This window comes from Stappia sp. TSB10GB4 (assembly GCF_900185745.1).
Taxonomy (GTDB): domain Bacteria; phylum Pseudomonadota; class Alphaproteobacteria; order Rhizobiales; family Stappiaceae; genus Stappia.
Genome location: NZ_FYAV01000044.1, coordinates 138,306 through 157,334, shown reverse-complemented (window position 1 = coordinate 157,334; position 19,029 = coordinate 138,306). Strand labels below are relative to the sequence as shown.

17 protein-coding genes are annotated in these 19,029 nt (G+C 64.3%); 12 read left to right on the top strand and 5 right to left on the bottom strand.

Going from position 1 to position 19,029, the window contains the following annotated elements:
- Positions 1-53: 53 nt before the first annotated feature.
- The 10 genes from TSB10GB4_RS10100 (at position 54) to TSB10GB4_RS10055 (ending at position 10,384) form a co-directional block, all read left to right on the top strand.
- A complete protein-coding gene (locus TSB10GB4_RS10100; RefSeq protein WP_208984652.1) occupies positions 54-1,016 on the top strand; it encodes a C4-dicarboxylate ABC transporter substrate-binding protein in 963 nt (320 codons plus the stop codon).
- Positions 1,017-1,105: 89 nt separating this feature from the next.
- The gene (locus tag TSB10GB4_RS10095) at positions 1,106-1,603 is read left to right on the top strand and encodes a TRAP transporter small permease (RefSeq protein WP_186395639.1); all 498 of its coding nucleotides are present in this window, start codon (positions 1,106-1,108) and stop codon (positions 1,601-1,603) included.
- A gap of 4 nt (positions 1,604-1,607) precedes the next feature.
- On the top strand, positions 1,608-2,924 hold the full coding sequence (locus TSB10GB4_RS10090) for a TRAP transporter large permease (RefSeq protein ID WP_186395692.1): 1,317 nt from the start codon (positions 1,608-1,610) through the stop codon (positions 2,922-2,924).
- Positions 2,925-3,001: 77 nt separating this feature from the next.
- A complete protein-coding gene (locus tag TSB10GB4_RS10085) occupies positions 3,002-4,636 on the top strand; it encodes an ATP-dependent acyl-CoA ligase (RefSeq protein ID WP_186395638.1) in 1,635 nt (544 codons plus the stop codon).
- A 138-nt stretch (positions 4,637-4,774) separates the two neighbouring features.
- Positions 4,775-6,424, top strand: a complete 1,650-nt coding sequence (locus TSB10GB4_RS10080; protein WP_186395691.1) for an AMP-binding protein — start codon at positions 4,775-4,777, stop codon at positions 6,422-6,424.
- Complete coding sequence (locus TSB10GB4_RS10075; RefSeq protein ID WP_208984650.1) at positions 6,421-7,656, top strand: acyl-CoA dehydrogenase family protein; 1,236 nt, start codon at positions 6,421-6,423, stop codon at positions 7,654-7,656. The genes TSB10GB4_RS10080 and TSB10GB4_RS10075 overlap by 4 nt, the downstream gene beginning before the upstream one ends.
- Positions 7,657-7,670: 14 nt before the next feature.
- The gene (locus tag TSB10GB4_RS10070; RefSeq protein WP_186386023.1) at positions 7,671-8,039 is read left to right on the top strand and encodes a hypothetical protein; all 369 of its coding nucleotides are present in this window, start codon (positions 7,671-7,673) and stop codon (positions 8,037-8,039) included.
- A 71-nt stretch (positions 8,040-8,110) separates the two neighbouring features.
- Positions 8,111-8,866 carry an SDR family NAD(P)-dependent oxidoreductase gene (locus TSB10GB4_RS10065; RefSeq protein WP_208984648.1) on the top strand — a complete coding sequence of 252 codons (756 nt, stop codon included), beginning with the start codon at positions 8,111-8,113 and terminating at the stop codon, positions 8,864-8,866.
- Between the two features lie 39 nt (positions 8,867-8,905).
- The gene (locus tag TSB10GB4_RS10060) at positions 8,906-9,415 is read left to right on the top strand and encodes a flavin reductase (protein WP_186386025.1); all 510 of its coding nucleotides are present in this window, start codon (positions 8,906-8,908) and stop codon (positions 9,413-9,415) included.
- Between the two features lie 174 nt (positions 9,416-9,589).
- Positions 9,590-10,384, top strand: a complete 795-nt coding sequence (locus TSB10GB4_RS10055; RefSeq protein ID WP_186395636.1) for a cyclase family protein — start codon at positions 9,590-9,592, stop codon at positions 10,382-10,384.
- A 51-nt stretch (positions 10,385-10,435) separates the two neighbouring features.
- On the opposite strand, the gene TSB10GB4_RS10050 is transcribed toward TSB10GB4_RS10055, so the two are convergent.
- The 5 genes from TSB10GB4_RS10050 to TSB10GB4_RS10030 form a co-directional block, all read right to left on the bottom strand.
- Positions 10,436-10,936 (bottom strand): MarR family winged helix-turn-helix transcriptional regulator, encoded by a 501-nt coding sequence (locus tag TSB10GB4_RS10050; RefSeq protein WP_244570877.1) that lies wholly within the window; start codon positions 10,934-10,936, stop codon positions 10,436-10,438.
- Positions 10,929-11,408: a MarR family winged helix-turn-helix transcriptional regulator gene (locus tag TSB10GB4_RS10045; protein WP_186386028.1), complete on the bottom strand. Its 480-nt coding sequence runs from the start codon at positions 11,406-11,408 to the stop codon at positions 10,929-10,931. The genes TSB10GB4_RS10050 and TSB10GB4_RS10045 overlap by 8 nt, the downstream gene beginning before the upstream one ends.
- An 85-nt stretch (positions 11,409-11,493) precedes the next feature.
- Complete coding sequence (locus TSB10GB4_RS10040; protein ID WP_186395635.1) at positions 11,494-11,973, bottom strand: thioesterase family protein; 480 nt, start codon at positions 11,971-11,973, stop codon at positions 11,494-11,496.
- The gene (locus TSB10GB4_RS10035) at positions 11,970-13,529 is read right to left on the bottom strand and encodes an indolepyruvate oxidoreductase subunit beta family protein (RefSeq protein ID WP_186395634.1); all 1,560 of its coding nucleotides are present in this window, start codon (positions 13,527-13,529) and stop codon (positions 11,970-11,972) included. Before TSB10GB4_RS10035 ends, TSB10GB4_RS10040 begins: the two co-directional genes overlap by 4 nt.
- A complete protein-coding gene (locus TSB10GB4_RS10030) occupies positions 13,526-15,688 on the bottom strand; it encodes an indolepyruvate ferredoxin oxidoreductase subunit alpha (protein WP_186395633.1) in 2,163 nt (720 codons plus the stop codon). Before TSB10GB4_RS10030 ends, TSB10GB4_RS10035 begins: the two co-directional genes overlap by 4 nt.
- A 244-nt stretch (positions 15,689-15,932) precedes the next feature.
- Between TSB10GB4_RS10030 and TSB10GB4_RS10025 the strand changes: the two genes are divergently transcribed.
- Both TSB10GB4_RS10025 and TSB10GB4_RS10020 read left to right on the top strand, forming a co-directional pair.
- Positions 15,933-17,447: an aldehyde dehydrogenase gene (locus tag TSB10GB4_RS10025; RefSeq protein WP_186395632.1), complete on the top strand. Its 1,515-nt coding sequence runs from the start codon at positions 15,933-15,935 to the stop codon at positions 17,445-17,447.
- Between the two features lie 43 nt (positions 17,448-17,490).
- The gene (locus TSB10GB4_RS10020) at positions 17,491-18,861 is read left to right on the top strand and encodes an aminotransferase class III-fold pyridoxal phosphate-dependent enzyme (RefSeq protein ID WP_186395631.1); all 1,371 of its coding nucleotides are present in this window, start codon (positions 17,491-17,493) and stop codon (positions 18,859-18,861) included.
- Positions 18,862-19,029: the final 168 nt, after the last annotated feature.

Sequence of the window (19,029 nt, the reverse complement as noted above, 5' to 3'; positions counted from 1 at the left end):
TTGAAGCCATTCTCTCCCATCTCGGCTCAGGGTTCGGCAAGGCGCTTGCCGTCGTGCCTGCCACGATGATGGTCCTTTCCGGCGTGAATGCCCATGCCGAGCAGCAATTGCGAGCGATCGCGGTATTCCCGCCCTCGGAAAACACGACCGAGGCCTACCGGGAGTTCATCGATCTGGTGAACGAACGGGGCAAGGGCATCGTCCAGATCGAATTCGTCGGAGGTCCGGAAGTCATTCCGGCAATGCAGCAGTTCGATGCCGTACGCCGCGGCGCGGTCGACATGACCTATGCCCCTGCGAGCTACAGCATGGGCACCGTCCCGGAAGCCGGAGCGCTGGTCGGCGCCACGGTGTCGCCGCAGACAGCCCGTGACAACGGCGGCTTCGAGCTCCTGCAGGGCATCTTCCAGGAGCGGCTGGGCGTGGAGCTCCTCGGCAGGCTGGCCCCGGCAGCCAACTTCCACCTGTTCCTTGTCGAGGAGCCGAAGCGCACCGACGACGGCGGCGTCGACTTGTCCGGACTGCGGATCCGCTCCGGGCCGCTCTTCAACGCCTTCTTCGAGGATCGGGGCGCGGTCCCGATCGTCGTTCCCGTGCCGGACATCTACACCGGTCTGGAGCGCCGCACATTCGATGCTCTGGGATACTCGATGCCGGCCGTGAAAGGCTTCTCCTGGGAGCGGTTTCTCAAATACCGGATCGATCCCGGCTTCTTCCAGACCGATCTCGTGATCGTCATGAACCCGACCAAGTGGGCAGGTCTCAGCGAGGAGGCGCGGCAACTCCTCAGCGAGGTCGCTCTCGAATACGAGCAGAAGTCCCATCGCGATGTCCAGGTCCTTTCCGACCGGATCAAGCACGAGTTGGAAACCGCAGACGGGGTCAAGACCATCACCCTGGAAGGCGAGGGGGCGCGGCGGTATCTCGACTCGGCCTACGGCTCGATTTGGGCGCAGTTGGAAGCCTCGGGAAGCACGTATTACGAAGCCCTCCGCGCCAAGTTGTACGACCGCTGATGAGCCGACGCGGCCGGGGGACGCGCCCCGGCCAGCGCCCGTGTCACCCTAGCTTCCATATCCTTTCCGGGTTTCTCAACGAGGACCAGATGCATATCCGTCACGTCTATGATTGGCTGATCGTCGGGCTGGCGACACTCGCCGGCATCACCCTGGTCTTCGTCACCGGCTCCATCATTGTCGACGTGATGCTGCGCAACCTCGGTTTCTCGCCGATGCGCTGGACCAGCGCGGTCGTGGAATATGCGCTGCTGTTCGTGACCATGGCCGGGGCCCCCTGGCTGGTGCGAACGAATGGCCATGTCGCAATCACGTCTTTCGTGGCGTTGCTGCCCGAGCGCCCGCGCCGGATCGTTGCCAGGGCAGGGCTGCTGTTGTCGATCGCCGTGCTGTCCACCCTGTCCTGGAGAGCGAGCCTGCTGACCATGGAGACGTTCGCCTCCGGGACGGTGGATGTCAGGTCGATCAATATTCCGAGCTGGGTCCTCTACGCGATGCTGGCCGGCGGCTTCTGCCTGATGGCACTGGAGTTTCTCCGTCTGCTGCTGCGCGGAGAGACGTTCACCGGCGCATCGGGGGCTCATTGACATGATGCCCTGGTACGAAGCTGCTTTTCTCCTGATGGGCGGGCTGGTCGCGCTGATGCTCTTGGGCGTGCCGGTGGCCGTGGCTTTCCTTGCGATCAACGTCGTCGGCGTCGTCGTCTTCATGGGCGGGCTGGTCGGAATCGACCAACTGATCGCCAACTCGACATCCGCCGTCACGAATTTCACCCTGGTTCCGGTGCCCCTGTTCGTGTTGATGGGCGAGTTGCTGTTCCATACCGGGCTGGCCCTGCGCGTCTTCGATGCTTTCGACAAGTGCTTCGGCGGCATCCGCGGGCGGCTGTGCTACCTCTCGGTGGGCGGCGGCACGGTTTTTGCCACCCTTTCCGGATCGTCTATGGCCAACGCGGCGATGCTCGGCACCTCGCTGATGCCGGAGATGATCAAGCGCGGCTACAAGCGGTACATCATCATCGGACCGATCATGGCCGTCGGCGGGCTGGCGATGATCATCCCTCCCTCCTCGCTGGCCGTCCTGCTGGGGTCCCTCGCCCGTATCGATGTCGGCGCGCTGCTGATCGCCGGCCTGATCCCGGGGTTGCTGCTGGCCGTCATGATCGTCGCCATGATCCGGTTCCTGATCGCCATCGATCCAGAGGCAGCGCCGGGCTATGTCGCGGAACGCGCACCTGTCGGCGAAATCCTCAAGGCGCTGCTGCGCGACGTGGCGCCGATGGGGCTGGTCGTCTTCGCGGTGATCGGCATGATCCTGCTCGGGTGGGCCACCCCGACGGAGTCGGCCGCGTTCGGCACCTTGTCCGTTGTCGTGCTGGCGGCGCTCTACCGTCAACTGGCCTGGGACTCGGTCCTCAAGTCGTTGCGGGGCACGATAGCGGTCTCGGTCATGATGCTGGTGATCATTGTCGGCTCGACGACCTTCTCGCAGGTGCTGGCCTTCTCGGGCGCTTCGGCGGGGCTGATTGCCAATGCCACCAGCATGGATCTCGCCCCCTATGTGATGCTGGCGGCAATGTTCCTGGTCCTGATCGTGCTGGGGATGTTCATGGATCCGCTCTCGATCATGATGCTGACGCTGCCGATCTACATGCCGCTGGTGACGCTTTACGGCTTCGATCCGGTCTGGTTCGGGGTCGTCCTGCTCCTTGGCCTCGAACTCGGGTTGATCACGCCGCCCTTCGGTCTCCTTCTCTTCGTGATGGTCGGCGTCAGCCCTCCAGGCACCACCGTGGCGCAAGTGTCACTTGCGGCCCTTCCGTTCATCGCATGCATCCTGCTGCTGGTCCTCCTGCTCATGTTCTTCCCGGAACTGGCGCTTTGGCTGCCAAACCTCATGCGCTCTTAGAGGAGAGAGTCAGACATCGAGAAAGCCTGGCTGCGGCGCACATGCACAGGATCTGAAATCTGGAAACGGGAACCGACATGGACGAGACCCAAACGCCCTCCCGCGCCGCCAGTGCCGGGGACAGATACGCCCGGATCGCGGCGGCCTTCGCGCCGGCGGACCGGACGCTGCCGACAATCCTGCAACGTCAGGCCGAAGGCTATGCGGACCGGGTCCTGTTCAAGTCGGGTCCGACGCAGTGGACCTATGCCGAGACGGCGGCGACGGCCGCGCGCTGGGCGCAGAGGCTTGCGAACGCCGGCGTCACCGCCGGCGACCGGGTGGCGATCATCTGCGGCAATCGGCCGGAGTTTCTGCAGATCTATCTGGGATGCGGGTGGCTTGGTGCGGTGGCGACGCCGATCAACACGGCCTTTCGCGGCGCGCAGCTCGCGCATGTGCTCGGCAATGCCCTGCCGAAGCTTCTCGTGGTCGAGGTCGTGCACCGCCCCATTCTGGAGACGGTGTCCGACGAAGTGATCCCGGCGATGGTCTGGGACATCGGCGCCGAAGGTGTGCGGGGCCAGGACGGGACTGTGCTGGTGGACGATCCCGGCGACCCGACGCTGCCTGCACCAGCCCTCGGTCCGGGCGACACCGTGGCGATCCTCTACACGTCGGGCACCACCGGGCCGTCGAAAGGGGTGTGCTGTCCGCAGGCCCAGATGTTCTGGTGGGGCATCTATTCGGCGCGCGCGCTCGGCATCCAGGAAGGGGACGTCCTGTTGACGACGCTTCCCATCTTTCACACCAACGCCCTCAATGCCTTCTACCAGGCCCTGCTCAACGGCTGCACCTATGTCCTGGAGCCGAAATTCTCCGCGTCCGGCTTCTGGAGGAGCCTTCGCGAAAACCAGGCGACGGTGACCTATCTGCTCGGTGCGATGGCGGCGATCCTGCTGTCCCGGCCCGAAGCGCCCGAGGATCGGCAGCACCAGGTCCGCGTCGCGCTGGGGGGTGGGGTTCCCGAGCGTTTCCACGCAACCTTTCTGGAGCGCTTCGGCGTGCCGCTGGTGGATGGCTACGGGTCGACGGAAACCAATTTCGTCTTCGCCAGCCCTGTTCCGTCCGATCATCCCGGCAGCATGGGCTATCTGATGGACGGGGCCGAGGCCCGTATCGTCGATGGCAACGACGCGCCTTTGCCTGACGGGGAGGCCGGCGAACTGCTGCTGCGCCCGGTCGAGCCCTTCTCCTTCGCGACCGGCTATTTCAACATGCCGGACAAGACCGTGGAGGCGTGGCGCAATTTCTGGTTCCACACCGGAGACCGGGTGGTGCGTGAGCCGGATGGTCCCTATCGCTTCATCGACAGGGTCAAGGACGCCATCCGCCGGCGCGGTGAGAATGTCTCCTCATGGGAGGTGGAACAGGTCCTCTCGGGTCACCCCCTGGTGGCGGCGAGTGCGGTGTTTGCGGTGCCGTCGGAGTTTGGGGAAGACGAGGTGGCGGCCGCGCTGCAGCCGAAACAGGGCGCCGTCATCGATCCGGTCGAGATCATGCGATTTTGCGAAGACAGGCTGGCCTATTTCGCGGTGCCGCGCTTCCTGCGGTTCCTGTCCGAGATGCCGCTGACCGAAAACGGCAAGATCAGGAAGGTCGCCCTGCGCGAGCAGGGCGTAACCCCCGATATGTGGGACCGCGAGAAGGCGGGCTACCGGTTGCGGCGATAGCCCGGCCGGGCCTGAACGCACGCCAGCCCGCCAGCACGGAGCCAGCGATGCCTTCAGGCCGCGGAGCGCCCGTTGACAAAAAATTGTAAATGACTAAACATATGCTAACTCATATTTGCAGAGAGGCAAATGGCTACCATGAGCGCGCAGGGGCACGGCAGCGTCGAGGATCTGCATTCCGAACTGGCATGGGATGCGTCGGTCTTCTCGCGTTTCCAGGCGACCGCGCTTGCCAAGGGTGAGGCCGCCTTCCTGAAGGTTCTGGATGAGCCGGCGGGCGGGGATCGCGTCGCGGCGGGCGTCGTCAGCTATGCGGTCATGCTGCAACGGGTGGAAGCGTGGAAAGCCGCCTTCCGCCAGCAAGGCTACGGACGCGGGCACCGGGTGGGGCTGCTGCTGAAGAACCGGCCGGATTTTCTGGAGGCCTGGTTCGCGCTCAACGCGCTCGGCGTCTCGGTGGTGCCGATCAACTCCTATCTTCGCGGGAGCGAACTCGAGTATATCGTCGCCCATTCCGAGATGACGGCCGCGCTCGTCCTTCCGGAGCGCTCGGCGGAGGTCGTGTCTGCCTCGGTGGCAAGCGGGCGGCCGATCCCGGTGTTCTCGCCCGGTGAACAGGTCCCCGCCCCCTTCGACGGTCCGCGCGACCAGGGTGAGGGCGATGCCGCGAGCGAGTGCGCCCTGCTCTATACCTCCGGCACCACCGGTCGCCCCAAGGGCTGCGTGCTGACCAACGAGTACTTTCTCTATTCCGGAGACTGGTACCGCGATATCGGCGGGACGATGGCCCTGCGGGAGGGCGACCGCATGCTTACCCCGCTCCCCGTATACCACATGAACGCCATGGCGGTTTCGGTGATGGCCATGGTGACTGTCGGCGGCTGTCTGATCCTGCTCGATCGCTTTCGGCCCACCACCTGGTGGGATCATGTCCGCGAGACCCGGGCGACATGTCTGCATTATCTGGGGGTGATGCCCTCGATGCTGATGGGGGCGCCGGCCTCGCCGCGCGACCGGGATCACTGCGTTCGCTTCGGTTTCGGAGCCGGGGTCGACAAGCAGCTTCACGGTCCGTTCGAAGAACGGTTCGGCTTTCCGCTGGTCGAGGCCTGGGCCATGACCGAAACCGGGAGCGGCGGCGCCATCTGCGCCAATCGCGAGCCGCGCAAGATCGGAACGAGTTGCTTCGGCCGCCCCTCGGCTGACGTGGAGGTGCGCATCGTCGATGAGGCCGGAAACGACGTCGAATGCGATCTGCCCGGCGAACTGCTCGTGCGGCGGGCTGGCCCGAACCCCCGCTTCGGCTTTTTCCGCGACTACCTCAAGGACCCGCAGGCGACCGACGAGGCATGGGCAGGCGGGTGGTTCCACACCGGAGATGTGGTGTCGCGCGACCGCGATGGCGACCTGCACTTCGTCGACCGCAAGAAGAACGTCATCCGCCGGTCGGGCGAGAACATCGCCGCGGTGGAAGTGGAGACCGTCCTCAATGAGCACCCGCTGATCCGCCAATCCGGAGTGACGGCGACGCCCGATCCGGTGCGCGGCGATGAGGTGGCGGCGCTGATCGTCCTGGAGCGGCCAGGGCTGGAGCCCGAGGACCTCGTCCGCTGGGGGCTGGAGCGGATGGCCTACTACAAGGTGCCCGGCTGGATCGCGTTCGTCGATGCGCTGCCGCTGACGGCAACCGAGAAGATCCAGCGCGCCGGGTTGAAAGCCCAGGTCGAGGAACTGATGGCCAAGGGTGCCCTGCAGGACATGCGGCATCTCAAGAAGCAGCAGCTTTGACGCGCAGGATGGCGACGAGCCGGGTCAGGCCGGCGGCCAGCATGCCGCCTCGACGCGGAACGCGAAATTCAGGAGGAGATCCGATGAACAAACCCCTCGCCAAGGACGTGGCGCGACCCGTTGTCCTCTCGGAGGTTCTGGGTGAAATTCGTGCCCGGCGCGACGAGTTCGAGAGGCTGACCTATGTTCCGCGCGACATGGTCGAAAAGCTCCAGAAGCTTGGCGTCTACCGGGCCTTCGTTCCCAAGCAGCTTGGCGGCGACGAGCTGGATCCGGCGTCCTTCTGCCGGCTTATCGAGACGATCTCGGCCGCGGATGCCTCGGTCGGATGGGTTGCAAGCTTCGGCGTGTCGGCGGTCTATCTGGGAGCCTTGCCGCCTGCGACCTACGAGGCGATCTACGGCAAGGACCCCGACACCGTGTTTGCCGGCTCGATCTTTCCGCCGCAGCCGGCAGAAGAAGTCGAAGGCGGATTCGAGGTGCAGGGGCGCTGGCCCTACTGCTCCGGCTGCATGGGCGCATCGCTGATCGGCGCGGGCATTCGCGTCGAGGGAAGCAGTTCGTCAGGTCTCCCGCGCATGGCGGTCATGCCGCGCGAGAAGGTCTCGATCAAGCACACCTGGGACTCCATTGGCCTGACTGCGACCGGCAGCCACGACATCGTGGCGGACTGCGTGGTGGTACCGGAGGAGTGGACCTTCGTCCGCGGCGGCAAGGCGCAGCGCGACGAGCCGATCTTCCGATATCCGTCGATGGCGCTGGCAGCGCAGGTGCTCGCGGTCGTCGGGCTTGGAACCGCGCGTGAAGCCCTCGACTGGATCCATCGCGAGGCAACCGAGAAGCCGGCGATCACGGGGGCGCCCCCGATCGGCGCCCGGCCCTATATCCAGAACGATCTCGGCAAGGCCGAGGCAAGGCTGCGTAGCGCGCGCAGCTTCTTCTACGACGCGATCGAAGAGGCGTGGGAAGACGTCGTCGCCGGTCGGGAGCTCGATCGCGGCACCCATGTCCGCCTGCGTCTGAGCGCCACCGAGGCGGCGCATGCGGGCGCGGAAGCGACCCGAATGGCGTTCGTGATGGCCGGAACCGAGGCCCTTCGCAAGGGACATCTCGTATCGCGTTGCATGATCGACGCGGCTGCCGTGGCGCAGCATGCCTTCCTCGGTGCCGGCACCTGGACCTCCGCCGGCGCGGCGTTGCTCAGCCAGTCGACACCCCCAGGCTATCCTTAAGGAGACCAATCAGGATGACCGACCAGAAACCCATCCGCGTGCTGTTCTGCATTGCCGTCCAGCAGACCTTTTTCGAGTTGCCGTTCTCCGAGATCGGTCCTGTCTGGAAGGCGTTCGGCTCGATGATGAAGGGGATCTCCGAACTGCCCGGGGTCACGATCCTCGGCATGCTCGATGATGACGAAACCATGGTCGGCACGTCGCCGGCCGGCTTCCCCTGGACCGCCTATATCATGGCCGACGTGCCGGACCGGGAGACCGTGCGACAGGCCTGCAACCTGTTCCGCACGACCCCGGTCGGCGACACCGACTATCGGCTCTGGAAATATTGTCGTGTCGAGGCCCGGATGGGCCGGGCCCTCGAAGTGCCCGCCAATCTGTGACCGGACGGCGCTGGAATCACGATCCACATCTTGCAGGGAGCGTCGCGGGGCGGCGGGGTATCGCTATGGCAATGTCTTCTCCTGATCGGCCGCAGGTTGCCATCGTTACCGGAGCCGCTGCCGGGTTCGGAGCCGTGGTCGCGCGCACGTTCCATGCTGCGGGCAATCGCGTCGTCATCAGCGATGTCGATGCGGATGCCGCGTTCCGGCTGGCGAGCGAACTGGATCCTGACGGCGAAACCGCCGTTGCCATGCGGCTGGACATCCGCCGGCCGCAGGAGTTCCAGCAGGTGCTGGACGAGACGGTCGCGCGCTGGGGCACCGTCGAGGTTCTGGTCAACAATGCGGCCGTGACCAAAGCCCGGCCGCTGCTGGAGATCGACCCGGCCGAGTTCAACGAGGTGATGGCGATCAATGCCGGCGGCGTCTTTGCCGGCAGCCAGGTTTTCGGCCGCTATTTCAAGTCGAGGGGCTACGGCCGCATCGTCAATCTGGCCTCGCTGGCGGGGCAGAATGGCGGCACGGCGACCGGTGCGCATTACGCCGCCTCCAAGGGCGCGATCCTGACATTGACCAAGGTCTTCGCGCGGGATCTCGCGCCCTTCGGTGTCACCGTCAATGCCGTCGCGCCGGGGCCGATGGATACACCGCTGGTGCATGCCCTCGTTCCGGACGAGAAGATGCCGAGCCTGCTTGCCGGCATTCCGGTCGGCCGGCTGGGCGATCCGGAGTTCGTCGCGCTGATGATACTGCTGCTCGCGTCCCCTCAGGCGGCCTCCGTGACCGGTGCCTGCTGGGACGTCAATTGCGGCCTTTTCATGCGGTGACATCAGGCAGGCGCACAGCCTCACCGAAAGGAAGAGACCATGGAAGCGGATGCCGATACCTTCCGACAGGGCATGAGCTGCCTCGGGGCGGCCGTCAACCTGATCACCTCCGATGGGCCCGAAGGGCGCCATGGCATGACGGCATCGGCTGTCTGTTCGATCACGGACAGCCCTCCGACGCTGCTCGTCTGCGTCAACCAGAAGAACCGCTCGCACGACGTTTTCAACGGCAACGGCAACTTGTGTGTGAACGTGCTCGCCAGCCGCCACATCGAACTGTCGAATGCCTTTGCCGGGCGTACCGATCAGGACCGGTTCGCAACGGGGGCCTGGTCCACGCTGGCAACCGGCGCGCCGGTGCTGGAAGATGCCGTGGTCGCCTTCGACTGCAGGATCGTCGAACGGCGGGCCATCGGCAGCCATTCGGTGTTCTATGCGAGGGTGGTGGGAATGCTGATCTCGTCGGCGCCGGCCGAGACACTGATCTGGTTCGACCGCAAGTATCATTCCCTGACTGCGGAAGAGCCGGCTGCGCGGAAACCCGTGTAGGCGCCTCGCAGGCCGGCAAAGCCGACGCTCTCGGGCGTTGGTTGACACTGGAAGTGTATTCATAAGACTATGTATTGCCATGGAAACCATCGGGATCTGCCTTGGGGGCGGATCCGGTCCTGCACGGGCCGACCGATGATGGGGTGTCATCTGGCACTGTGGAGGACCGATCGCATGAGCGCAGCTTCGGGTGAGATTTTGCTGTCCCTCGTCGGGGCGATCGCCGGCGGGTCGATCAAGGTGGTGGACCTGACGAACACGCTCAGTCCGGACTTCCCCGTCATCGCGCTGCCACCGGAATTCGGCCAGTGCCAGCCGTTCCGTATGGAAACCGTGTCGCGCTATGACGAGAATGGGCCGGCCTGGTACTGGAACAATTTCTCGATGAACGAGCACACGGGCACCCACTTCGATGCGCCGGCGCATTGGATCTCGGGGAAGGACGTGGCGAACGGTACCGTCGATACGGTCGCGCCGGAAAACTTCGTCGCCCCCGCGGTCGTCATCGACATTTCCCGTCAGGCGGCGGCCGATGCCGATTTCGTGCTGACGCGCGCCTTCCTGGAGGATTGGGAGCGCACACATGGTCCCATTCCCGCTCGCCACTGGATCCTGCTGCGCACGGATTGGCACAAGCGGGTGGGGACGCCCGACTATCTGAATCTCAAGGACGACGGCGCGCATTCTCCCGGGCCGGACGCGGAGGCGGTGACGTTTCTAGTGAAGGAGCGCGACTGCATCGGTCTCGGCGTCGAAACCGTGGGAACGGATGCCGGCCAGGGGTTCGGGTTCGAACCGCCCCTGCCGGCGCATACGATCCTGCACGGCAACGGCCGCTTCGGCCTGCAATGCCTGCGCAATCTCGACCAGCTCCCGACATTCGGGGCGGTGATCGTCGCCGCCCCGCTCAAGATCGAAGGAGGGTCGGGGAGTCCGCTCAGGGTGATCGCGCTGACCGCCGGGCGGTGAGCCCGGTGGTGGGACCACGCGGCTTCGCCTCACTGGCGACCGCGAACCGGCTCAGGACGCGGCTTCGCCGAGATTGCGGATCATCGTCTTCAGCGTGTTGACGCAGGTTTTCAGGTCTTTCTCCGGAATCCCGGCGATCAGGCGTTGATGGTTGCAAACCATGAGCGGCCAAAGCGTGTGGAGAAGGCTCCGCCCCTTGTCGGTCAGGACAATTTCGCGGCGGCGAAGGTCCTTCTCCGAAATCTGCCGCTGAACCAGCCCGTCCGCGACCATCAAATCGATTGTCCTGCTGGCATTCGACTGTTCGATAACGGCATAGGCGGCAATCTCGTTGACGGTCAGTGTCGGGTGCATATTGAGAACGGAAAGGGTCCGCAGCACGGTACTGTTAATCCCGTGCTCGTTGAGATCCCGGTTCTGATCGAGATTCCAACGGTTCGTCACCAGGTTCAGCAAGTACGGAATGTAATTGCGCAACTCCTCTACAGTGCTGAAAGGCTCCGATGTGCTCGCGCCCGACATGTCTTTGCTGGCGCGTCCGGCCTTAGTCATTTCGGCGTCCCTGTATGCCTGAAGACAGCAATCTGAGTGTCGTAAGCGCCTTTTCCAACTCTGGCAACGGCACCTCGGCGAAACAGCGCGCTAGCGTCTCGGCGTGAAGGGCATTAGCCCTGTCGAAAAGCTCTTTGCCTTTCGGGGTGAAGTGCACGATGAAGGACCGTCGATCTTCCTGCGACATGGTCTTGGTGATGAGCCCGTCCGCAAGCAGGCGCCGGACCAGCCCGGAAACGTTGCCGCTCGTGACCTTGAGATTGGCTGAGATCTGCCCGAGGCTGATGCCGGCAGGATAGCGCTCGATCTGCGCCAGAAACTCGAATTTGGCGACAGAAATGCCGAATTGAGCGCTCAAGGCGCCATTCAATTTCGAGAAAATCTCGCTTTCCAGCGAAAGCACCGACAACCAGATCCGTGTTTCAACTCTGCTCCTGTCCAGACCCTTGCCCTCGCTGATAGTCTTGCCCACTGCGACCCTCGCATCTGTCGGGAGGTTCCGGTTCAATGCCGCCCGAATTCGGCTCCGGCATCACGTGCGATTCCGGTCCCTTACTTCATGATTTTGCATAAATAAGCAAGGCGGCACGCAGGTCTTCCGGGATCGCGGTCGGGCGATGGTTGTCAAGGCTCGTCGTGACAACCGTAAAACGTCCTCTCAGGGCCTCTTTCTCTCCGTTGAAAGCATGAAGCAACAGGTTGAAAGAGGATGTCCCCACCCGCTCGACGTCGATGGCCACGTCGAGCGTCGTGCCCATCCGGCAGGGCGCGAAGAAATCCGCATGCGCATTCACATATCCAAGACCGACGCGCCGCGCACCGATGATTTCGTAATAGTCGATGCCGAGCGCATGCTCATACCACTTCTCGATGACGACATTGAAGATGTCGAAGAACTTCGGCGTGTAGACGATGCCTGCCGGGTCGCAGTGTCCGAACCGGATTTTCGTTGCGGTCGACCAAAGTCCGTTTTTGAGGTCTTTGAGAAGAAGCGGGATCGGCCGGGAGGCGACCGGAGTTTCGAGGGGCTTGTTCATAGGAATGACTTTATGGTTGCTATCGTGCCGTCCAGTTGCTTCTGGGACGCGTCCCGGATCGCGGCTTCTCGCAGGCGTCGCGCCCAGTCTGCAGCGTCCGCGCGTCCCTCCAGGAGGGCGATCGTGGCCACGACCTTGTCGAATTTCGAGAGGCCGCGGGTATGGGTGTCGGAGTAGCCCTTGACGAGGCGCCGGCATTGGAGAACTTCCACGCCGAGCTGGTAATTGTTCGCCAGTGCGCGGGTGGCGGCTGCGAGCCAGGCATCCCGGTGCGCCGTCTCGACCTCATGGCGCAACGACCGGCGCCGGAGCCAGCGCAGGCTGCTCACGAGGTAGAGCATCAGGAACCAGCGCAAGGTGTAGGTCCTGACCCGTCGCCCCTTGCTGATCCGCCGGTCGAGCCAGGCGAAGAGGCGCGGTCGCGCTTCGATCCAGCGACCGAGCCGGGCGGGCAGGAGGCCGTTCACTTCCTCCATGCGCGGATGCATGAACTCGGTCGTCTGGAGCACCTGACCCTCCCGCAGGCCCATCTCCCGTTCGATGCGCGCTCGCCGTTGCGCGCGTGTCTTCAGGTCCGCCACGCGAATGACGTCGTCATAGGCCATGGCATTTGCCAGATACTTGGCCGCGGTCACCGTGAAGAGATGGCCCTCGCCGGCTCCCCCCGCCTCCGCGTCGGCGGCGTGCAGCCGATCGAGCAGGTCGAGATACTCGCGCCCATAGTCGAGGTCCTGATAGTCGACGACCTTGCGCAGGCCAGCTTCGGCCATCGCATGGGCGGCGTCCGGCAGGGTCTCGCGCAGGCGGGTCAGCAAAGGGAGGAAACGAGGGTCGACAGTGGCGGCCTCCGCAGGCGGCCCCTCGGGTTGCTCACCCGTCTGCGCAGGCGCCGCGCCCGAGTTGGCGCGGGTATATGCTGCCTCGAAGGTGCGGATGCTCGCTTCCACGCCTCGGCCGCCTTCGCGGATGACGGTCAGGTAATCGTCCTGGCCGAAGGGCAGGATATCGGCACCGGCAAGCGCACCGAACATCGCCGCCGAGATGACGCTGCCGTTCCTGACGGCCAGGGCGTCCATGTCGAACACGATCTCGCGCCGTGCCGTCACGCCGATCGCTTGCGAGACAGCGGACTTGTCGGCAATCCCCTCGCCGGGGGCCATTTTCTCGGTGATGGCCAGCGAGCGATGGTTGGAGGCGATCAGCGTGGTCCGGTCGGGCGTGACGATTCCTCGCAGGATCGACCGGCCCGCTTCCATGAACTCCGACGCGAGCACCACATCGACATCCCCGGGCGTCGGCATCTGGGCAAGGATGGGCCTGCGTCCGTCGAGCGGCGGCATCATCTCGACATAGTAGATAGTGGCCCCGGTCCGCTGCGCCACACCCGGTACGGATGTCGACTGGGCAACCCAGCCCTGGTTCTCGGCCAGTTTCACAATCCAGTCGGTGAGCACACCACCGCCCTGCCCGCCCATCGCCACGATGGCGATGGAGATCGGACGCTCCGTCGCCGGGCCGGCCGCCGGAAGCGTCAGCTTGACTGTGTCGTCTTTCATGTGCTGGCCGCGCTGAACTGGATACGGCGCATGGTGCGCCTCCTTTGCAGGGCCCCGATGACTGCCATGGTCAGGCTCGCCTTGAACTTGTCCCAGCGGGTCGGGTTGTGGATCACGTCGGCGCGGAAGAAGGAGGGACAGAGCACGGCAGCCTCCGCCACCTCCCCGCAATTGCCGCAGGCGACGCAGGAATTGTCGATCGAGGCGACGGGGTCGTCGCGCAGCGGGTCGTCCAACTGTTTGACCGACAGCGATGGGCAGCCCGAGAGCCGTATGCAAGCATGGTCTCCCGTGCACACATCCTCATCGACACCGAAACGCTCCTTGACCACGCGCTGGCCGCCCTTGATGGCCTTGGCGATCTGCGGCTTCACCCGGCGCTGCTTGTTGAGCATGCATTCCGACGAGGCGACGATGATCTTCGGACCTTCCTCCTTGGTGGTGAGCGCCTCCTTCAACGTGTCGCGCATCTTGGTGACGTCATAGGTCCGGTCGATCTGGCGCACCCATTTGGCGCCGATGCCGTGCAGCGCCTCGACAATGGAGTTGTTGGTGCTCCGATTTGCGTTTTGGGCGCGCGAGGAGAGAATGTCCTGGCCGCCGGTCGCGGAGGAATAGTAGTTGTCGACGATGACGAAAACGCCGTCGTGCTTGTTGAAGACGGCGTTGCCGATGCCACTGGTCAACCCGTTATGCCAGAAGCCGCCGTCGCCCATTATCGCGATCGAGCGCTTGTCGGCCTTGACGTTGAAGGCCGAGGTCGAGGCCGGGCCAAGGCCGAATCCCATCGTGGTCGCGCCGAGGTCGAAGGGCGGCAGGATCGAGAACAGATGGCAGCCGATGTCGGCCGAGACATGGTGCGTTCCCAGTTCCTCTTCCACCAGCTTCATGGAGGCGAAGATCGGTCGCTCGGGACAGCCGGTGCACAGGCCGGGTGGGCGCGGTGGTACGACGGTCTGCAGGCGCTGCACCTCGGGCAGGGCGAGCACTGGCTTCGGGTCGGGCAGGGGCGGGCGGTTGCCGAGAAGGTGCGGGTTGTTGGTTGCCAAGAACGTCTCGATCCCCTGCATCAGCACCTGGGCGGTGTAGTCGCCGCCCATCGGCAGGACATCCTTGCCGGAAACCCGCGTGTTGATGTCGCGTCGCCGCAGCACGGTATTGATGGCCTGCTCCAGGTATTCGGGCTGACCTTCTTCGACCATCAGCACCGCATCCTTGTCACGACAGAATTCGGCGACCTCCGTGTCGATGACCGGATAGGTGACGTTCATGACGTAGAGCGGAACCTTGGTGTTTCCGTAGGCATCCGAAAGTCCGAGATACTGAAGTGCGCGGATGACGCTGTTGTACATCCCGCCCTGCATCAGGATGCCGATCTTCCCTTCGCTCGGGCCCATCCACTCGTTCAGCTTGTTGTCGCGCACGAAGTCGATGGCGGCGGGCAGGCGCTTGTGGATCTTCTCCTGCTCGTGCTCGTAGGCCGCCGGCGGCAGAACGATGCGGCTGAGATCCCGCTTGGGATTGTTGAGGGCGTCTTTCAGCGTGAAGACCGGCTTGACGTTGCCCTTGGCGACGAAACTGCCATGCATGTGGCAGGTTCGCACCCGCACCTCCAGCATCACCGGCGTGTTGGAGGCTTCCGAGAGCTGGAAGCCCTTCTCGATCAGGTCGACGATACAGGTATGGTCGGGACGCGGGTCGAGCAGCCACATCTGCGACTTCATGGCGAAGGCGTGCGTACGCTCCTGCATGATCGACGATCCCTCGCCGTAGTCCTCGCCGATGATGATCATCGCGCCGCCGGTGACCCCGCCGGACGACAGATTGGCCAGCGCGTCGGAGGCGACATTGGTGCCGACGGTCGACTTCCATGCCACGGCCCCGCGCAACGGATACATCACCGAGGCGGACAGCATCGCGGCCGCCGTCGCCTCGTTGGCGGAACTCTGGAAGATGACGTCGAGCTCGTCGAGCACGTCCTTGGCATCGGCCAGCACGTCCATCAGGTGCGAAATGGGCGAGCCCTGGTAGCCGCCGACATAGGACACGCCGGACTGCAGCAGGGCCTTGGTGATGGCGAGGATTCCTTCGCCGCTGAATATTTCCCCATCCGACAGGCGCAGATCCTCGACCTCGCGAGCAAATGAGCGTTCAGCCATAGCTGGAGTCTCCCTATAATAGTATGCAGCAGCATAGATTTATCAGTTAAGTATGTCAACGCGCCACACCGCCTGACCATCCGCCGCGGGACCGATGCTGCTGCCGGTGTCTCCGTCAATCGCCCTCTCGGGGCACCGTAGCTGAGCCCCGCTTGCAATCCAACCATAATATGATGTAGCATAATCTTATAAGTGAAATAAAAATTGCGGCGCTGAGGGGCGCCAATCATGGAGGGAGTGCGACATGCGCATCGCGCAGCCAGACAAGCCGGTTGAGGAAATTTCGCCCGCCGTTCGCTCGTTCATCGGGTCCGACATCCGCATGGTCGTCGGCAGGCACCGCGAGCGTGCCGCCTCGGGTGAGAGCATCACGGTCTACGATCCGGCGACCGGGCGGGAGCTTGCCTGCGTACCCCGCGGCGGGGCCGAGGATGTCGACCGTGCGGTCCGGGCCGCGCGCGCCGCGCTCGACGGGGAATGGTCGACCATGCTCGCCGCCCAACGCCAGCGCCTGATGCTGAAGCTCGCCGATCTGATCGAGGAAAACGGCGAGGAACTGGCGCAGCTCGAGACGCTCAACAACGGCAAGTCGGTCATGCTGTCGCGCCTCATAGAGGTGGGCGCGTCGGCGGAATATGTGCGCTACATGGCCGGCTGGGCCACCAAGATCACCGGCTCGACCATCGATGTGTCGATCGCCGTACCGCCCGGCGCGCGATACCAAGCGTATACCCGCAAGGAGCCGGTCGGTGTGGTTGCCGCGATCACCCCGTGGAATTTCCCGCTCAACATGGCCTGCTGGAAGATCGCACCGGCACTCGCCTGCGGCTGCACGGTGGTGCTGAAGCCGGCCGAGGAAACGCCGCTGACCGCCATTCGTCTTGCCGAACTGTGCCTTGAGGCCGGCTTTCCGGAAGGTGTCGTCAATGTGGTGACTGGCACGGGAGAGGAAGCGGGGGCTGCGCTCGTCGCCCATCCCGGTGTCAACAAGATCGCCTTCACCGGGTCCACCGAAACCGGCAAGCTGATCGGCGCCCGCGCCATGCAGGATGTGAAGCGCGTCACGCTCGAACTCGGCGGCAAGGCGCCGATGATCATGTTCGACGACATGGATCTCGATCAGCTTGGCATTGCGGCCGGGATCGGCGCCTTTTTCAATGTCGGGCAGACCTGCTGCGCCGGGTCTCGCATCTATGCGCAGAAAGGCATCTATGATCGGGTCGTGGAGACCTTCGCCGGCATTGCTGCCTCGCTGCCGATGGGCTCGGGTCTTGATCCGGCAAACCAGATCAACCCGCTGGTGTCGGCCCGGCACCGCGCGCATGTCAGCGCCTGCATCTCGCGTGCCCTCGAGCAAGGTGCAAGGCCCGTGGTCGCGGCCGAAGCGTATGACGGCGATGGCTATTTCGTCCGGCCCGAGATTTTCACGAATGTCGACCAGTCCATGGCGATCATGCAGGACGAAGTGTTCGGTCCCGTCGTCACCGTGACGCCGTTCGAGGAGCCGGAGGAGGCGATCCGTCTTGCCAACGACACCCGCTATGGGCTCGGCGCCTCGATCTGGACCACCAACCTCAACAAGGTTCTGCGCCACGTACCGAAGATCCAGGCCGGAACGGTCTGGGTAAACACCCATAATCTTCCCGACCAGAACATGCCGTTCGGCGGCGTCAAGCAGTCGGGTCTCGGCCGGGAGCACGGGAGTGCCGCGCTCGACGCTTATCTCGAGACCAAATCCGTCTGCATCGCAGTCGGCTGAAGCAGAAAGCCGGGCCGAGCCGGCGCTGAAGGAGGGCAACACCATGCTGGACAGGCGCGACAATTTCCTTCGTGAGCACAACACGAAGCACCAACTGCACCCGATGATCCACCCGCTGCTTTCGCGCGAGCACCCGCCCCAGATCATCACCGATGGCGACGGGGTCCATGTCACCGATATCGATGGCAAGACCTATGTGGACGGCATTGGCGGTCTGTGGAACGTCAATGTCGGTCACAATCGCAAGGAGGTGAAGGACGCGATCATCGCCCAGATGGACCGCATCAGCTACTACTCCTCCTTCGCCGGTACCACGACCGGCCCCTCAATCGAGCTGTCTGCGAAGATCATTGGGATGGCAGCCGAGGAGGACGCAGACAAGGTTCTGTTCTCGGCGAACGGGTCTGACGCGGTCGAGACGGCGCTGAAACTGGCGCGGCAGTACTGGCGGCTCGTCGGCGAGCCGCTGCGCAGCAAGTTCATTTCGCTCAAGCAGGGGTATCACGGGGTCCATTTCGGCGGCGTTTCCGTCAACGGCAGCACCTATTACCGCTCGTCCTACGAACCGCTGCTGCCGGGGTGCTTCCAGATCGATACCCCCTGGCCCTACCGCAATGCCTGGACACAGGATCCGGAGGAACTTGCCGGCATCGTCGCCACGCTTCTCGAGCGCGAAATCCTGCATCAGGGACCGCACACGGTCGCTGCCTTCATTGCCGAGCCGGTGCAGGGTGCCGGTGGCGTCATCGTTCCGCCGGCGAGCTTCTGGCCGAAGGTGCGCGAGGTGCTCGACCGCTACGGCGTTCTGTTGATTTCCGACGAGGTGGTCACGGGGTTCGGGCGCAGCGGATCGATGTTCGGCGCGCGGGGCTGGGGTGTGAAGCCGGATATCATGTGCCTGGCCAAGGGTCTGTCCGCCGGCTACATCCCGCTCGGTGCCACCGTGCTCAACAAGCGCGTCGCGTCCGCCTGGTATCAGGGCGTCACGCCCGAAGGCTTCATCATGCACGGCTATACCGCGACGGGGCATCCGCTCGCCTGTGCCGCCGGCATCGCCGCGCTGGAGATCGTGGAGCGTGAGGACCTGCCGGCCAACGCGGCGGTGCAGGGCAAGCGCCTGCTCGACGGGCTCCAGCACCTGCCCGGCCTGTCATCGATCGTCGGCGAGGTGCGCGGCAAGGGCCTGATGGTCGGCATCGACCTTGTCGCCGACAAGAAGACCCGTCAGCCCCTGGATCCGGGGACGGGCTTCGGCGAGGCGGTGGCTGCCTTCGCGCGCGAGGAGGGCGTGATCGTGCGGCCTGCCGGCGCCACGATCATCATGTCACCACCGCTCGTCATGGCTGCCGAGCATGTCGACAAGATTGTTGATGCGCTCACCATGGCCTTTACACGGTTTGAAAAGCTGAAATAGCCGGCGATCGGGAGCGCCGGGGCGGAAACCCGGCCGATCCCTCGATGGTCCATCGGTATCGGCGCGGCCCAGGATTGGTGCCGGCACCTTGCCGTGCAGCGGGCGTGTGTCTTGCGGTCAGGACGCCTGGCTCACCACAGATCTCGAAAATCCAGGGAGGAACCTTGT

What these genes read in the sequence shown, in the direction of transcription:
- TSB10GB4_RS10065 (WP_208984648.1), top strand. Translation starts at nt 8,111, where the DNA reads ATGTCTTCTCCTGATCGGCCGCAGGTTGCCATCGTTACCGGAGCCGCT.
- TSB10GB4_RS10050 (WP_244570877.1), bottom strand. Translation starts at nt 10,936, where the DNA reads ATGACTAAGGCCGGACGCGCCAGCAAAGACATGTCGGGCGCGAGCACA.
- TSB10GB4_RS10080 (WP_186395691.1), top strand. Translation starts at nt 4,775, where the DNA reads ATGAGCGCGCAGGGGCACGGCAGCGTCGAGGATCTGCATTCCGAACTG.
- TSB10GB4_RS10020 (WP_186395631.1), top strand. Translation starts at nt 17,491, where the DNA reads ATGCTGGACAGGCGCGACAATTTCCTTCGTGAGCACAACACGAAGCAC.
- TSB10GB4_RS10070 (WP_186386023.1), top strand. Translation starts at nt 7,671, where the DNA reads ATGACCGACCAGAAACCCATCCGCGTGCTGTTCTGCATTGCCGTCCAG.
- TSB10GB4_RS10040 (WP_186395635.1), bottom strand. Translation starts at nt 11,973, where the DNA reads ATGAACAAGCCCCTCGAAACTCCGGTCGCCTCCCGGCCGATCCCGCTT.
- TSB10GB4_RS10060 (WP_186386025.1), top strand. Translation starts at nt 8,906, where the DNA reads ATGGAAGCGGATGCCGATACCTTCCGACAGGGCATGAGCTGCCTCGGG.
- TSB10GB4_RS10030 (WP_186395633.1), bottom strand. Translation starts at nt 15,688, where the DNA reads ATGGCTGAACGCTCATTTGCTCGCGAGGTCGAGGATCTGCGCCTGTCG.
- TSB10GB4_RS10095 (WP_186395639.1), top strand. Translation starts at nt 1,106, where the DNA reads ATGCATATCCGTCACGTCTATGATTGGCTGATCGTCGGGCTGGCGACA.
- TSB10GB4_RS10035 (WP_186395634.1), bottom strand. Translation starts at nt 13,529, where the DNA reads ATGAAAGACGACACAGTCAAGCTGACGCTTCCGGCGGCCGGCCCGGCG.
- TSB10GB4_RS10090 (WP_186395692.1), top strand. Translation starts at nt 1,608, where the DNA reads ATGCCCTGGTACGAAGCTGCTTTTCTCCTGATGGGCGGGCTGGTCGCG.
- TSB10GB4_RS10025 (WP_186395632.1), top strand. Translation starts at nt 15,933, where the DNA reads ATGCGCATCGCGCAGCCAGACAAGCCGGTTGAGGAAATTTCGCCCGCC.
- TSB10GB4_RS10055 (WP_186395636.1), top strand. Translation starts at nt 9,590, where the DNA reads ATGAGCGCAGCTTCGGGTGAGATTTTGCTGTCCCTCGTCGGGGCGATC.
- TSB10GB4_RS10085 (WP_186395638.1), top strand. Translation starts at nt 3,002, where the DNA reads ATGGACGAGACCCAAACGCCCTCCCGCGCCGCCAGTGCCGGGGACAGA.